Origin of the sequence: Streptomyces similanensis (genome assembly GCF_039543625.1) — a bacterium.
Taxonomy (GTDB): domain Bacteria; phylum Actinomycetota; class Actinomycetes; order Streptomycetales; family Streptomycetaceae; genus Streptomyces; species Streptomyces similanensis.
Map to the genome: position 1 here is coordinate 1 of NZ_BAABKC010000111.1, position 12,784 is coordinate 12,784.

11 protein-coding genes and 1 pseudogene are annotated in these 12,784 nt (G+C 70.6%); 9 read left to right on the forward strand and 3 right to left on the reverse strand.

Going from position 1 to position 12,784, the window contains the following annotated elements; genetic code table 11:
* Positions 1-33 precede the first annotated feature (33 nt).
* From nicT to ABEB07_RS31045, 6 genes are all read left to right on the forward strand, one after another.
* The gene (gene nicT, locus ABEB07_RS31020; protein ID WP_345671421.1) at positions 34-1,134 is read left to right on the forward strand and encodes a Nickel transporter NicT; all 1,101 of its coding nucleotides are present in this window, start codon (positions 34-36) and stop codon (positions 1,132-1,134) included.
* A gap of 398 nt (positions 1,135-1,532) precedes the next feature.
* Entirely contained in the window at positions 1,533-2,285 is a 753-nt protein-coding gene (locus tag ABEB07_RS31025) for a hypothetical protein (protein WP_345671371.1), read from the forward strand.
* Positions 2,286-2,574: 289 nt separating this feature from the next.
* On the forward strand, positions 2,575-3,201 hold the full coding sequence (locus ABEB07_RS31030) for a sigma-70 family RNA polymerase sigma factor (protein WP_345671372.1): 627 nt from the start codon (positions 2,575-2,577) through the stop codon (positions 3,199-3,201).
* A gap of 1,123 nt (positions 3,202-4,324) precedes the next feature.
* On the forward strand, positions 4,325-4,990 hold the full coding sequence (locus ABEB07_RS31035; RefSeq protein WP_345671374.1) for a deoxynucleoside kinase: 666 nt from the start codon (positions 4,325-4,327) through the stop codon (positions 4,988-4,990).
* A 535-nt stretch (positions 4,991-5,525) separates the two neighbouring features.
* The gene (locus ABEB07_RS31040) at positions 5,526-5,939 is read left to right on the forward strand and encodes a hypothetical protein (protein WP_176146570.1); all 414 of its coding nucleotides are present in this window, start codon (positions 5,526-5,528) and stop codon (positions 5,937-5,939) included.
* A 510-nt stretch (positions 5,940-6,449) separates the two neighbouring features.
* Complete coding sequence (locus ABEB07_RS31045; RefSeq protein WP_345671375.1) at positions 6,450-7,406, forward strand: DUF5996 family protein; 957 nt, start codon at positions 6,450-6,452, stop codon at positions 7,404-7,406.
* Between the two features lie 109 nt (positions 7,407-7,515).
* Here ABEB07_RS31045 and ABEB07_RS31050 read toward each other — a convergent pair.
* Positions 7,516-7,941: pseudogene (locus ABEB07_RS31050) on the reverse strand (ABATE domain-containing protein); the annotation flags it as partial.
* A 242-nt stretch (positions 7,942-8,183) separates the two neighbouring features.
* Between ABEB07_RS31050 and ABEB07_RS31055 the strand changes: the two are divergent.
* The 3 genes from ABEB07_RS31055 to ABEB07_RS39310 all read left to right on the forward strand — a co-directional run bounded on the left by ABEB07_RS31055 (position 8,184) and on the right by ABEB07_RS39310 (position 11,613).
* Positions 8,184-9,812 (forward strand): tannase/feruloyl esterase family alpha/beta hydrolase, encoded by a 1,629-nt coding sequence (locus tag ABEB07_RS31055; RefSeq protein ID WP_345671376.1) that lies wholly within the window; start codon positions 8,184-8,186, stop codon positions 9,810-9,812.
* A 740-nt stretch (positions 9,813-10,552) separates the two neighbouring features.
* Positions 10,553-10,825 carry a hypothetical protein gene (locus ABEB07_RS31065; RefSeq protein WP_345671377.1) on the forward strand — a complete coding sequence of 91 codons (273 nt, stop codon included), beginning with the start codon at positions 10,553-10,555 and terminating at the stop codon, positions 10,823-10,825.
* A 452-nt stretch (positions 10,826-11,277) separates the two neighbouring features.
* On the forward strand, positions 11,278-11,613 hold the full coding sequence (locus tag ABEB07_RS39310; RefSeq protein WP_425589109.1) for a tRNA-dependent cyclodipeptide synthase: 336 nt from the start codon (positions 11,278-11,280) through the stop codon (positions 11,611-11,613).
* Here the strand turns inward: ABEB07_RS39310 and ABEB07_RS31070 are convergent.
* Both ABEB07_RS31070 and ABEB07_RS31075 read right to left on the reverse strand, forming a co-directional pair.
* Positions 11,511-11,813, reverse strand: coding sequence for a hypothetical protein (locus ABEB07_RS31070; protein ID WP_345671378.1), 303 nt, complete (start codon positions 11,811-11,813; stop codon positions 11,511-11,513). The two genes, ABEB07_RS39310 and ABEB07_RS31070, sit on opposite strands and share 103 nt — an antisense overlap.
* Before the next feature lie 112 nt (positions 11,814-11,925).
* A complete protein-coding gene (locus tag ABEB07_RS31075) occupies positions 11,926-12,759 on the reverse strand; it encodes a helix-turn-helix transcriptional regulator (RefSeq protein ID WP_176146564.1) in 834 nt (277 codons plus the stop codon).
* Between the last annotated feature and the right edge of the window lie 25 nt (positions 12,760-12,784).

The window sequence follows — 12,784 nt, forward strand, 5'->3', positions numbered from 1 at the left end:
GACCTCCACACCCCAAACCATCCCAAACAGAACCTGGGCGCCTTGACGGAAGACATAGAGGCACCCCCCTTCCGCTGGCGGCGCGAGGACACCGTCCGCACCGCCGGACTCCTGACGGTGATCGCCGCGCTGCACGTCGTCGCGTTCGGCGTCCTGTTCCTGCTCGTCGTGCCGGGGCACTACGAGATCGGCTCCAAGGCGTTCGGGATCGGCCTCGGCGTGACCGCGTACACGCTGGGCATGCGGCACGCGTTCGACGCCGACCACATCGCCGCCATCGACAACACCACCCGCAAGCTGATGGCCGACGGCAAGCGGCCGGTGTCGGTCGGCTTCTGGTTCGCCCTCGGCCACTCCAGCGTGGTGATCGCCATGGCCGCCCTGGTCGCGGGAGGAGCGCACGTCGCCGGCACCCTGCTCAACGACGACTCGCGCACCCATCAGACGCTCGGCGTCGTCGGCACGACCGTCTCCGGGACCTTCCTCTACCTCATCGCGGCGCTCAACCTCGTGGCCCTCGCCGGCATCCTGCGGGTCTTCCGGGCGATGCGGTCGGGCACCTACGACGAGCACGCCCTTGAACAGCACCTGGACTCCAGGGGCTTCATGAACCGCCTCCTGGGCCGCTTCACCAAGTCCATCACCCGCCCCGGGCAGATGTACCCGCTGGGCTTCCTGTTCGGCCTCGGCTTCGACACCGCCACCGAGGTCACCCTGATGGTGATGGCGGGCAGCGGCGCGGCGGCCGGACTGTCGTGGTACGCGATCCTGTGCCTGCCGCTGCTGTTCGCCGCGGGGATGAGCCTGTTCGACACACTGGACGGCACCTTCATGAACTTCGCCTACCAGTGGGCGTTCTCCAACCCGGTGCGCAAGGTGTTCTACAACCTCACCATCACCGGCCTGTCCATCGCCGTCGCGTTCCTGATCGGCACCATCGAACTGGTCGGGGTGCTGCACGAGAAGCTCGATCTGAACGACGCGGCGACCGGCTGGATCGCCGATCTGGACCTGGACAACGTCGGGTACATCATCGTCGGCCTGTTCGTGGTCGTGTGGGCGGCCGCGCTGGCGTACTGGCGGCTGGCCAAGGTGGAGCAGAGATGGGCCGCCCGCCTCGCCGACGGCGGCTGACGACCGGCGGGGTGATCCTGGAGAACGGTCCGCCACACGGTCCGCCACACCTCTCGCGGCACCTGACGCACGCCACGATCGGATGCCGGAACTCGGCGCCTTCTTGATCCGAGTGCCGGAGCGGGCGTCGATCTGACGGTGCCGATGGCCGCCGGAGCGTGGCGTTCGGGTGATCTCGCGGCGTTCGCCATGGACTTGCGACACAGCGGCTCGGTCGAGGCCCCGACGGTGGTGGTCCTGCCCGGTACGGTGTCGCTGCGGTAGCCGCTCGTCGCGCATCCCGGGTCCCGCGCGTCTGCCATGAGGTGTGTCACATCGCCGTCGGCGAGTCGGAGGGAGGGGGCGGGTACGTACCTTCAGAAGGTGGTCCAACTCCCGGGTGTGAGGATGGGCGGGTCATGACTGTCCGAGGGGGGTGCCGCACGGTGCGGGCCGGCGTGTTCGCCGCTGTCTGCGTGCTGCTCGCCGCTCTCGGCCACACGACCATGTCGGGGACGGCCGTCCCCTGGTGGGCCATGGCTGCCGGAGCCGCCGCGACCGGCGCCGCGGGCTGGCTGATGGCCGGGCGGGAGCGCGGCCGCGCCCTGATCGTCTCGGTCGTGACCGCCGCTCAGGCGGTGCTGCACGAGAGCTTCTCGCTGGCGCAGTCGCCGGCGTCGAGGCCCGCCGCTCCGGCCCACGCCGGTGCGTCGGCGGGCCTGAACGCGATGGGCATGGGGTCCGTGGGCGGGACGGACATGGGTTCCATGGACATGGGGTCCGTGGACATGGGTTCCATGGGCGGAATGGACATGAGCTCCACCGCCCACACGGTCCACGGCGTGACCGGCCTCGACCCCCTGCACGGCATGCATGACATGGCCGGCACGAGCGGTGCGGCATCGTTCGGCATGTTCGCCGCGCACCTGCTGGCCGCCATCCTGTGCGGCCTGTGGCTGGCCCACGGTGAACGGGCCGTCTTCCGCGTTCTGCGGGCTACGGCGGCCTGGTTCGCGGCGCCGCTGAGACTACTGGCGGCTCTGCCCACGCCCTTCCGGCGTCCGAAGGTGCACCGGCGCCGTGCTGCCGCCGCCCCGGTTCCGGTGCGGTTGCTGCTTCTGTGCTGTTCCCTCACCTTCCGGGGGCCGCCCGCGGGCACCGCTGTCCGCTGAGACAGCCGGAACCACCGGAGCCCCCGCTCCTCTCACCTCACGGTGCTCCCGCGTGTGACGCACGCGGACGCGCCGACGGACTTCTCGCCCCCGCGCCGCGCCGGCGGACTTCTCGCTGCCACGCCGCGTCGGCGGGCAGGTCGCCTCGGCGCGCTCGCGCGCCCCACGAGGGGAGTGTTCCTGAAGGGCTCCGGGCATCGCCCTGCCGCCGTGCACGGGCGCACCCCATGCCCTGGCGAGTCATGCCCCGTGCGGGCGTGACCCCCGGAATACCCGAGAAGGACCTCACATGATGATCTCTGCCATGCCCGCTCCCTCGGCGGATCGTGCCGCTCCAGGGAGGGACCGTGCCTCCGCGGACGTGTCGGCGACCGCCTGGGCGCTGGCCGCTCGCGCCGGCGACCCCGACGCGGCCGACCACTTCGTCCGCGCCCTGCACGGTGACGTACTGCGTCATGTCACCTACCTCAGCGGTGACCCGCAGGCCGCCCACGACCTGACCCAGGACACCTTCGTACGGGCCTTCGGCAGCCTGCACCGCTACGAGGGCCGCGCCTCGGCCCGCACCTGGCTGCTGGCCATCGCCCGCCGTGCCGTCGCCGACAGCATCCGCCGCGCCGCGGCCCGCCCCCGCACCGCGGACGCCGTCGACTGGCAGGCGGCGGTGGAGAGCAGCCAGCCGCGCGGCCTGCCGGGCTTCGAGGACGGAGTGGCCCTGATCGACCTCCTGGAGAGCCTGTCCGACGAGCGGCGCGAGGCATTTCTGCTGACCCAGATCGTGGGTTTGTCGTACGAGGAAGCGGCCGGCTTCGTCGGCTGCCCGGTCGGCACGGTCCGTTCCCGGGTGTCCCGCGCCCGTGGGGTCCTCGAACGGCTCCTGCGGGAAGCCGAAACGGCGAGCGCACCGGCGGCCTGACACCCTCGGGGCCTCAGCCATCGGCTGAGGCCCCGCCGAGCCGGGGCGGCGTCGCCGAACCGCGCTGCCATACCGCGGGGCATGGCGCCCCGGCCCGGCCCTGGCTCCCGCCGAACACCCACGCGGCACCGCAGATCGAGGCGGTCGTCTACCGCCACCAACTCAAGGTCATCCCCCCGGGGTGAGCCCGAGGCGCTGTCCGCCCAGGTGGCGGCGGCATGCAAGTCGGTCCCCGACGGGACCTTGTCCTCGGTGACGCCGGCGACCGGCGGCACGGACAGCACCCGCGTCATCTTCGACAAGCCCGGATTGCCCGACGGCTACACCCAGCCCGCGTTCGTCGCCCCGTACACCGGCGAAGTACTCGGACAAGAGCGGACGTTCGCCGGTCGGTGGCTGCGGGGGAGGGCAAGGACGTCGGTATCGACACGGTTGTGGCCTCCGCCCATGCTGCCGGGCTGCGCGGCGTCCTCAACGTCAGCCCGCCGACGAAGGACCAGGCCGCCTACGTGACCAAGGAGAACACCCGTAGCTGGCCCGAACGTCACGACAGCGTGGCCGTCGACCCCGCCACGGGCGACGTCACCGAGCGCGCGAACTGGGCCGACTGCTCCCCGGCCGCCAAGATGACCAGTTGGGGCATCGACGCCCATAGGGGTGAGCCCGCATGCCACGCGGCGATGGTCGTGTCGACGAGTCGACCCGCACCGCCTCACCCGGTCCGCGCTCCGTGTGGTCGCGTGGCACACGGAGCGCGGGCGGTTGCACCGCCGCGCGGCACCTGGCGTCCGGTGATCGAGTGGTCGCCGCGATCGATGCGTGACCGGCGGATCCTCCGTCGGCGCGGGCATACGGGCGCCTGGAGATCGTTCAGCCCACCCGCTACTCGATCGCCCCGAAGCCCCTGCCACCCAGTGCCAGCCTCCCCCACCAGGGCATGAGCACGTAGATTCGAACACCCCTCCGTGCCGATATGATGCCGCTTCGGTCGTCCGACGGCGGCCAGGCCCGTCACCTGCGTCTGGAGCGCATCCGCGACCGTGCTCCGCGGCGGTGCGTGTGCCGTGGAAGAGCCGGGGCGCGGGAATCACGCCCGCGGACGGTGTCCGGGGAGAAGCGAGGTATGGCAGTGATCTGCGTCGGCGGCATGATCGGGATCGGGAAGACGAGCGTGGCCGAACTGATCGCCAAAGAGCTGGGGAGCAAGGTCTTCTACGAGAGCGTGGAGGACAACCCGATCCTGCCGCTCTTCTACACCGCGGGTCCTGAGGAGATAGCCGCGAGGCGCTACCCCTTCCTTCTCCAGCTCTACTTCCTGCAGACGCGATTCGCCGCGATCAAGGAGGCGTACCGAGAGGACGACAACGTCCTCGACCGGTCGATCTACGAGGACTGGTACTTCGCCAAGGTCAACCACGACCTCGGCAGGATCAGTGCCCTGGAGATGCAGGTGTACGAGGGGTTGCTCGCGGAGATGATGCGGGAGATCGACGGCCTGCCCTACCGCAAGGCACCCGATCTCATGGTGTACCTCAGAGCGGACTTCGCGACGGTGCTGCGCCGCATCGGACTGCGAGGGCGCGATTTCGAGCAGGACCAGAGTCTCGTCGAGTACTACCGGACGCTTTGGTCCGGGTACGACGAGTGGGTGCACGAGCACTATTCCGCCAGCGATGTCCTCGTGATCGACATGAACCGCACCGACGTGGTGAACAGCCCCGACGACGCAAAGCGTGTCGTCGGGGAGGTCGCGGACGCCCTTGCCGTGGCGAGAGCCCGGCGCGCCTGACGCCGCACGGCGATCCGTCGCCGAGGTGGCCGGTCGTGGGCGCGGTCGCCCGGGAGGGGCTGGAGGCCGCCCTCAAGCCCGACATCCGGCTCAGCCGCACAGCTCGTGGCCCGCTCCGCTCCCGGACCCCATGTCGTCAAGGCATTGCGCCTGTTGGCGAGGGCCTCGTGGCCGTACCGGGGCCTGTGGGGAAGGCGCCGGTCGTGGCGATCTGCGGCAACGAGCGCAGTGGGTCGTCGCATCAGCCCGTAACCCGAGGCTCGCCGTGCCCGACATCGACCCGGCACGGGGGCTACGCGGCTCACCAGGCCACTGACTGGACAGGCCACCGAGTGAGCCGGCAGACCACGGTGGGGCCGTGGAAGACGCCGCTGTCCGACCCAGCCGTCCGGCTGCGCGCCGAGCGGGTCACGCCCCGCGCATGGGGGGGCGTCGGCAGGACGTTAGCGGGACGCAAGCGGCGAGACGGAGAGTTCTGCCGTCAGCACCGCGTCCCCGTCCGAACGGGCCGGTCGCACGTCCGAAGGAGAGAGTCATGCTGGTCCAGAAGGTCAAGGCGATCGTGATCGCGGCCGCAGCCGTCGCGAGCGTCGCGGTGGTGGCCGCACCGGCCCAGGCGGGCAACTGCTCGCGCGGAGGCGGCGTCTACCTCTGCGAGTACGGCGTGACCAGCTACAAGCTCCCCAACGGTACGAAGCAGGAGTTCATCGTCGGCACCGACCGTGCGGTGTGGACCCGCTGGAGCGACTCCGACGGGGACTGGACGGGATGGATGTCCATGGGCGGTCAGGCGTGGAGCACGGCGTACGCCTATGACTACGACACCAGCGACCCCTGGACCTTCAGGGTGTTCTACTACGACCAGAGCGCGGAGTATTGGGGCCGCAACCGTGACCACAACGGCAACTGGTCCCCGTGGACGCACTACGACACCCCGCTCAACGGCTGATCACCGCACACCCGGCGGTACGGCCGGCCTGCCGAGCGTAACGGGGCCGGGACGGGCTGTGTCGCCTGTCCCGGCCCCGCTGATGGGTAGCGGGCGGTGAAGGCGCCGGCGACCGTGTCGGTCATGGAGGTGGCCATGCCCCGAGGGTTGATGACGGTGTCGTAGGTGTGGGTGAGAGGCGGTCGAGGGCTTGGCGGTGTCCCACACCTCCCACGGGTACGCCTTGCAGTCGGTGCCGCCGGAGCGGAAGTTCCTGACAGCCGGTACCGCGCGTCAGTCCTTGTGCGCCGCCACTGCGGGGCCCGGCCCCACGAGCAAGCGCGTTGTCAGATCGCGTGGGACTATGAAGCCGGACCGCCTTCCGGATCCGTCGGCGTCCCGCCACCGACCGGTGACGTGTGCGCTGCGGTCCTCGACGTGTGCGTCGCGGTACTGACGCCCTCTGCCGACGGTTTTCCGGCGAGCTGATCGATATCTGGCGAGCTGATCGATATCTTGGGAGGGCTCTCCGTGAGCGAACGTCCCGACATGTGGCCGAAGCTCGACCACGCGGAACTGGCACCCATGGTCGACTACGTGAACCGGATCGTTCAGGTCGCGGGCAAATACGCCTTGGACGACCCCTTCGAAGTGGGCTGGGGCAACATCGTCCTGGACGTCACGCCCCGCGGACTCCGTACGCCGACGTTCCGCCACCGGGACGCGACCTTCTCCGTGCACTACCGTCTTCTCGACGGCGACGTCGTGATCGAGACGGACGAGGACGAGCGCAGGTTGCCGTTGTCCGAGGGCTCGGTCGCCTCGTTCTACCGAGCGTTCTGCGACGTCGCGGCCGAACTCGGCGTACATGCCCCGCGCACCTCGCTGATCTGCGAGATCCCTGATTCCCCCGCGACCTTCGAGGACGACGACAACGAGCGGACGTGGGATGCGCACGCGGCTCATTTGATGTGGCAGACCTTGAACCTGGTCGCCGGAGGGCTGGAGTACTGGCAGGCGCCCTTCCTCGGCCACCGCCCGCGGGTGGGTGTGATGTGGGGCGGGTTCGATCTGTCCGCCACCCGTCATCGGCCTCAGCCCGCACCGCCTCCTCCGGACGCACCGCCGTTCATGCAGAACGCGCAGATCAACGCGTACGTCGCGGTGGGTTTCTCGTTCAAGAACCTGCCGGACCGGCCGAGCATCGGGATGTACGCCTACATCTGGCCGCAGCCGGACGGTCTCGCGGACCGAGCCTGGGGGGTGGAGGGCGCCCACTGGGACGAGGAAGCCGGCCTGGTGCTGCTGCCGTGGGATGTCCTGCGGCAGACCCCGGATCCGCGTCAGGCGATCGTGTTGTTCGGCGACGCCGTCTACCAGGCCGCGGTCGACACGGCCGACTGGCCGGCCGAACTCGTCGGCCCTCGTGTCGATGGCTGGCACATGAGCCGAACGGCGACTCCGGCCACCGAGTACCTTCACGGCTGACTTCATCACTCGGACAGCAGCCGGCGACCCTGCGGCTTCGGTGAACAGCACTTGCTACGGCCGCTGCCGACGGAGCCGTTCGAGGACCGGCCGCTGGTTCGTTCCGAGGGCCAACCGGTTTACTGATCGGTACGGGGATGCTCCCGTCGGGTCCGCTCGGCAGTTCGATGGCCTGTCGCGCCAGGGTGGCCGGCGCCTCCTCCGGTGTCGCGGGGCCGTCCAGCGCCCGGCCGGGGTGAGCCGGGGCACCGCTGACGGCTTGCGCGCCGCGGCGTTGAGTGTGTCCAGGGCCTCGGCGGCGTACGGCTCGCTGAGGCGGCGGGCGGTGACCAGTTGATAGATCGCCTCCCGGACGACCCTCGCGCGCTCCACGTCCGCCTCCCGGCAGGGGGAGACCTCGTCGAGGATTCCGGATGCCACGCGTCCAGGCGGCCGGGTGTCACGGACATCTCGAAACGCAGCGAGCGCCGCGCTCGGAGCGTCGCCGCAAAGTCGAGCGCGGGGTTCCGCAGACGAACACGTGATCCAGGTTCATGTCACCAGTCTGACGGGTGACTAATGCTGGCACAAGGCCGCGCCGACACCCAAGACGCGGCGTTCGTCACCGTCTTGACTGGTGACGGAATCGTGTGCGAATCTCTTCACCATCCGAGAGACCGCCCCCCCCACATGGCCTCCGACCTGCGGTTCCTCACTGACCTGACGTCGCGTCCGCCGCCGGCCGCACGCATGTGACGGCCCGACCCGGTAGCCGGCCACCTCACCGATGGGAATGCCATGAGACGACTTCTGACCGTCCTCGCCGCCGCCTTACCCCTGGCCGCGGCTGTCTGCCTGCCGGCCGGGGCCTCCGCGCAGACCGGTCCCGGACCGCACGGAGGCGCGCCCTTCCGGTGTTCGCCGGTGTCCGTCCGAGGCCCGGCGGGCACGTCCGTGGAGTCCGTGACGGCACGGAACCTGCCGGGCGGGACCGTCCACGTGGACATCACCCCGACCGGGCCGGTGGACGTCCCGGACGTCCCCGCCTACTGCGAGGTGGTCCTCACGCTCACCCACCCGGGGGCCGGCGACCACGAGAAGGTCACCGTCTGGCTGCCCCGCACCGGCTGGACCGGCCGCCTCCAGACGGTGGGTGGCAGCGCCTACGCCGCCGGCGACTACGGCCAGAACCTGGCCGACGCGATCAAGCACGGCTACGCCGCCGCGACCACCGACGCGGGCGTCGGCGGCTACACCGACACCGGCTGGGCGCTGGACGCCCAGGGCGACGTCAACAAGCCCTTGCTGGAGGACTTCGCCTCACGCGCCGAGCACGACACGGCCGTGGTGAGCAAGCAGGTCGTGGCCGGCGTCTACGGCGCCCCGGCCGACTACGCGTACTTCAACGGCTGCTCGACCGGTGGCCGCCAGGGCTACATGGAGGCCCAGCGCCACCCGGACGACTACGACGGCATCCTCGCCGACGCGCCCGCGATCAACTGGGACGAGTTCGAGGTCGCCACCCTGTGGCCGCAGGTGGTCATGAACAACGAGCACACCTTCCCCAGCCAGTGCGAGTTCAACGCCTTCACCGCCGCCGCGGTCAAGGCCTGCGACATGCTCGACGGCAACCCCGACGGCCTGATCGGCGACCCGCGGGACTGCCACTACGACCCTCGCCGGCTCGTCGGCACGACGATCGACTGCGAGGGCACGCCGATCACCGTCACGGCCGCCGACGCGGCCGTCGTCCGCAAGATCTGGGACGGCCCGCGCACCGCCTCGGGCCGGCAACTGTGGGCCGGCCTGCCCATCGGCGCGAGTTTCGAACTGGCCGGCACCCGCACCGCCGACGACGGCACCGTGATCGGCGCCCCCTTCCCCGTCCCCGCCCAGTGGATCGCGGACTTCGTACTGAAGCAGCCCTCCTACGACCTCACCACCATCACCTACGACCGGTTCGCCCAGCTCTTCCAGCAGTCCGAGGCCGAGTACGACGCGGTCATCGGCACCGACGCCCCGGATCTGACGGCCTTCCGCGCGTCCGGCGGCAAGCTGCTCAGCTGGCAGGGGCAGGCCGACCAGTACATCCCCGCCCAGGGCACCGTGGACTACCGGGAGAAGGTCGACCGGCTGATGGGCGGCACGAGGAGCGTCGACGACTTCTACCGGCTCTTCCTGGCCCCGGGCGTCAGCCACTGCGCCGGCACTCCGGCCCCGGGCCCCGCCCCCACCGACGCGCTCGGCGCCCTGACCGACTGGGTCGAGCACGGCAAGGCCCCGCGCACCCTGAGCGCCGCGGCCACCCTGCCCTCCGGTCGAACCGTCACCCGCGACCTGTGCCGCTACCCCGAAGTCTCCCGCTGGAACGGCCACGGCGACCCCGCCTCGGCCGCCAGCTACCGCTGCGTCGCGCCCACCCGGTAGTGACGCCGCAACCCGGTACAGGCGTGTGCCCTGCTCCGCGGAGGTGTCGCGGAGCAGGGCACACGCCCGCGCGGTGCCGGTGCCGGGTCCAGAGGCGGTAGGTACTTGTCGTAGTCGTAGTCGTAGTCGTAGTCGTAGTCGTAGTCGTAGTCGTAGCCGCGGTCGGCGAACAGCCGGCCCGGCCGGTGCCGCGATCCCCCGGATCCCTCGGATGCGGGGGATCGCGTCCAGCACGGCGTCAGCTGGGTGACGTCGTCTCGGTTTCCGCCCGGCAGGGTGACGGAGAGAGGATCCTTCGATAAGAGAAGGGCATCCGTGCTGGGCGTCGGTCGTGCGAGTGGCAGCGGCGGCGTTGTGCCCTCATGGTGGTAGGCGAGGGCCTGGCCGCCTTGACGCGCGCAGCGCGGGCTCCGGGCCCGGGGCACGGCGCAGCAGGCCGACCGACCGTGCCATGCATGATCGCCGGACGGCTTCGTGGAGGCGGCAACCGTCAGCGCCGGCAGAGCCACCTGGCTGTGCGGGGAGCAGCAGGGCAGTCCGGATCCCTACCGGAGGTGCGTCAACGCCAGCGACAACAGCCAGACGGTCACCCTGACATCGTGACCGGCCCCGGACAGCAGCACAGCAGTCTCCTGGTACCCCGCGCGTCCTTCCCGGTCGTCACGAGCAGGGGAGGAGCGGGCACGCCAAAGCCCGCATGCGTTCGTCCTTCGGGAGGTTTCACGATGACGTCCGTCCGCATGTTCGCCATGGCGGCAGCAGCCGCAGCGGCCTTGGCGACGCTTCCCTCGGCGGCCCACGCCGCGTCGCTCTTCGCAGGCGATGAGTGCGCGAGCGCCCAAGCGTCCGCCGACAAGGCCCGGCAGGACTACAACGCGACCAAAAAGGACTATGAGGCGCAGATCGCCGCGGGCGGGACCCCAGGCACCGCAGAACGCCAGAACCTCGCGGACGCCGACGTCCGGCGCAGCGCGCTGGCCGCCGAGGCCGAGCGGATCTGCGACATGTCCTGACGACACGAGGGCCGGTGCCGGCGTGCTGGTTCTGGTTCGGGCTGCCGCCGACACTGGACGCACAAGGGGCGAGACCTGCCCTGTGCCGAGACGTCCGAACCCGACTTCCAGCACTGCGGCGCGCGAGGTGCTGCGCCGCCGTGAGGACGTCGCCCGAGCGGCGGGCCGAGTGGACGCGGCAAGCGGCGGGTTGCGCGCGGTGCTGACCCCGCGGCCACAGCGGTCAGGGACCCTGCCGGCTCTGGCGGCCAAGGGCCGGCGCGTGACCACGCTCGGCGGGGAGCGGCGCGCACATCGGCCGGCCACCGTGGCGGGAAGCACACGGCACAGATGAGGCAGCGCGATGGAACACGACGCTCTGATCGACGTCGAACCGTGCAGCGACAACTGCGCGCGCATCCTGGCCCGGCGCGAGCGCATCGCCTTGACGGTCAGCCCAGGCAACCGACTGGATCGATCACCCGGAGTACCGCCGGGCTCACGCCTACGTCCGGCAGGCGATCGAGCATCCCGACTTCCGGCCGCTCTGTCGCGAGGGCACCCGCGAAGCACTCAAGGCGAGGATGCCCGCAGGCTGGGAACCGACCGAAGAGCAGGTCGACGCCGGACTCCTCCACAGCGAAAGGGCACTGCCTTTCACCATCAACGCCGCCGGGATCCTCGGCGTGCCGGAGGCAGTCGTCGCCTACAGCAGGCCGGCAGCGCAGGCCAAGTACTTCTTCACCGAAGGCTCCGCCTTCCATGCCTTCCCTGGCCAGGCATACATCGGGCTGAGAGTGCGCGAGTAACCCACAGCGCCGAAGTACCTGATGCTTGCGGCCCGGCGCAGGGCGAGGTCCGGCCTGCCAGGACTGCTACCGCGCATCCCCAGCGCGGTCCGCTCCGCCCGCTGCTCGTCGGTCAGTGCGGCGGCACGGCGGCGGGAGCCGTCGACGGCGGCGCCCGGCTTGGTCTCCGTCACGTCCGGCAGCACCGTACGTGCGGGCACCCGCAAGTATCCCTCCCACTCGAAGAATCGCCGCAGGGCGGCCAGGTCGCACCGGGGCCGTCGTCCGGGGCGACGCCGGCCACGCGTGAGCCCGTGGCGTCCCGGTGCGACCTCACCGTGCGCGCAGTCCGTCCATGGCGGTCTGGGTTTCCTCGTCGGCGGCGCGGTAGATGACCAGCAGCTGTTCCGGATCTTGAAGTGGCGTGAGTGTCTCGAACTGCACGGTGATCGTGCCGATGTCGGGATGCCGCATCGTCTTGTGTCCGCGGCCGTTGACTTTGACGTCCTGCTCGGCCCACCGACGCGCGAACTCCGCGTCCCGGCTGAGGCATTCGGTGATGAGGTCGGTCAACGCCTGATCCTCGGGATGTGCGGCCCACGCGGCGCGCAGGTGAGCGACTCCCTCCCGCACGACGCGTTCGCGGTCCTCGTACAACCTGCTTGTCTCCGGATGCATCAGGCACAGCCACATCGCGTTGCGCTGCGACGGCGGAAGGGCGCCGAAGTCCCAGAGCACTTTCGCCATCTCGTCGTTCCAGGCCAGGATGTCGTAGCGGTGATTCATCAGCATGGCCGGCAGCGGCGAGAGGTCGGCGACCAGCCGGGCCAGCGACGGCGCCGCGGTGGTGGCGAGCTTGCCGGTGTCGCGGGGACGCTGCCGGGCCAGGCCGAAGAGGTAGGCGCGTTCGTCGGGGGCCAGGCGCAGTGCCCGGGCCAGCGCCTCCACCACATCCGCCGAGGGCCGCAGTCCGCGGGCCTGTTCCAGTCGCACGATGTAGTCGACGCTGATGCCGGCCAGTTCAGCGACCTCTTCGCGACGCAGTCCCGGAGTCCGCCGGGACCGCCGACTCGCCGGGAGGCCCACGTCCTGCGGATCCAGGCGTTCTCGCCGACTCCGCACGAACGCGGCCAGCTCATGTGTCACGTCCACGGTGCTGGTGATCATGGCTGGTCCAACAGCCGGGGTGGGA

Bases quoted from the DNA above. Each gene is read 5' to 3' on its own strand.
- ABEB07_RS31030 (WP_345671372.1), top strand. From the start codon at position 2,575: ATGATGATCTCTGCCATGCCCGCTCCCTCGGCGGATCGTGCCGCTCCA.
- ABEB07_RS31075 (WP_176146564.1), bottom strand. From the start codon at position 12,759: ATGATCACCAGCACCGTGGACGTGACACATGAGCTGGCCGCGTTCGTG.
- ABEB07_RS31040 (WP_176146570.1), top strand. From the start codon at position 5,526: ATGCTGGTCCAGAAGGTCAAGGCGATCGTGATCGCGGCCGCAGCCGTC.
- ABEB07_RS31065 (WP_345671377.1), top strand. From the start codon at position 10,553: ATGTTCGCCATGGCGGCAGCAGCCGCAGCGGCCTTGGCGACGCTTCCC.
- ABEB07_RS31035 (WP_345671374.1), top strand. From the start codon at position 4,325: ATGGCAGTGATCTGCGTCGGCGGCATGATCGGGATCGGGAAGACGAGC.
- ABEB07_RS31055 (WP_345671376.1), top strand. From the start codon at position 8,184: ATGAGACGACTTCTGACCGTCCTCGCCGCCGCCTTACCCCTGGCCGCG.
- ABEB07_RS31025 (WP_345671371.1), top strand. From the start codon at position 1,533: ATGACTGTCCGAGGGGGGTGCCGCACGGTGCGGGCCGGCGTGTTCGCC.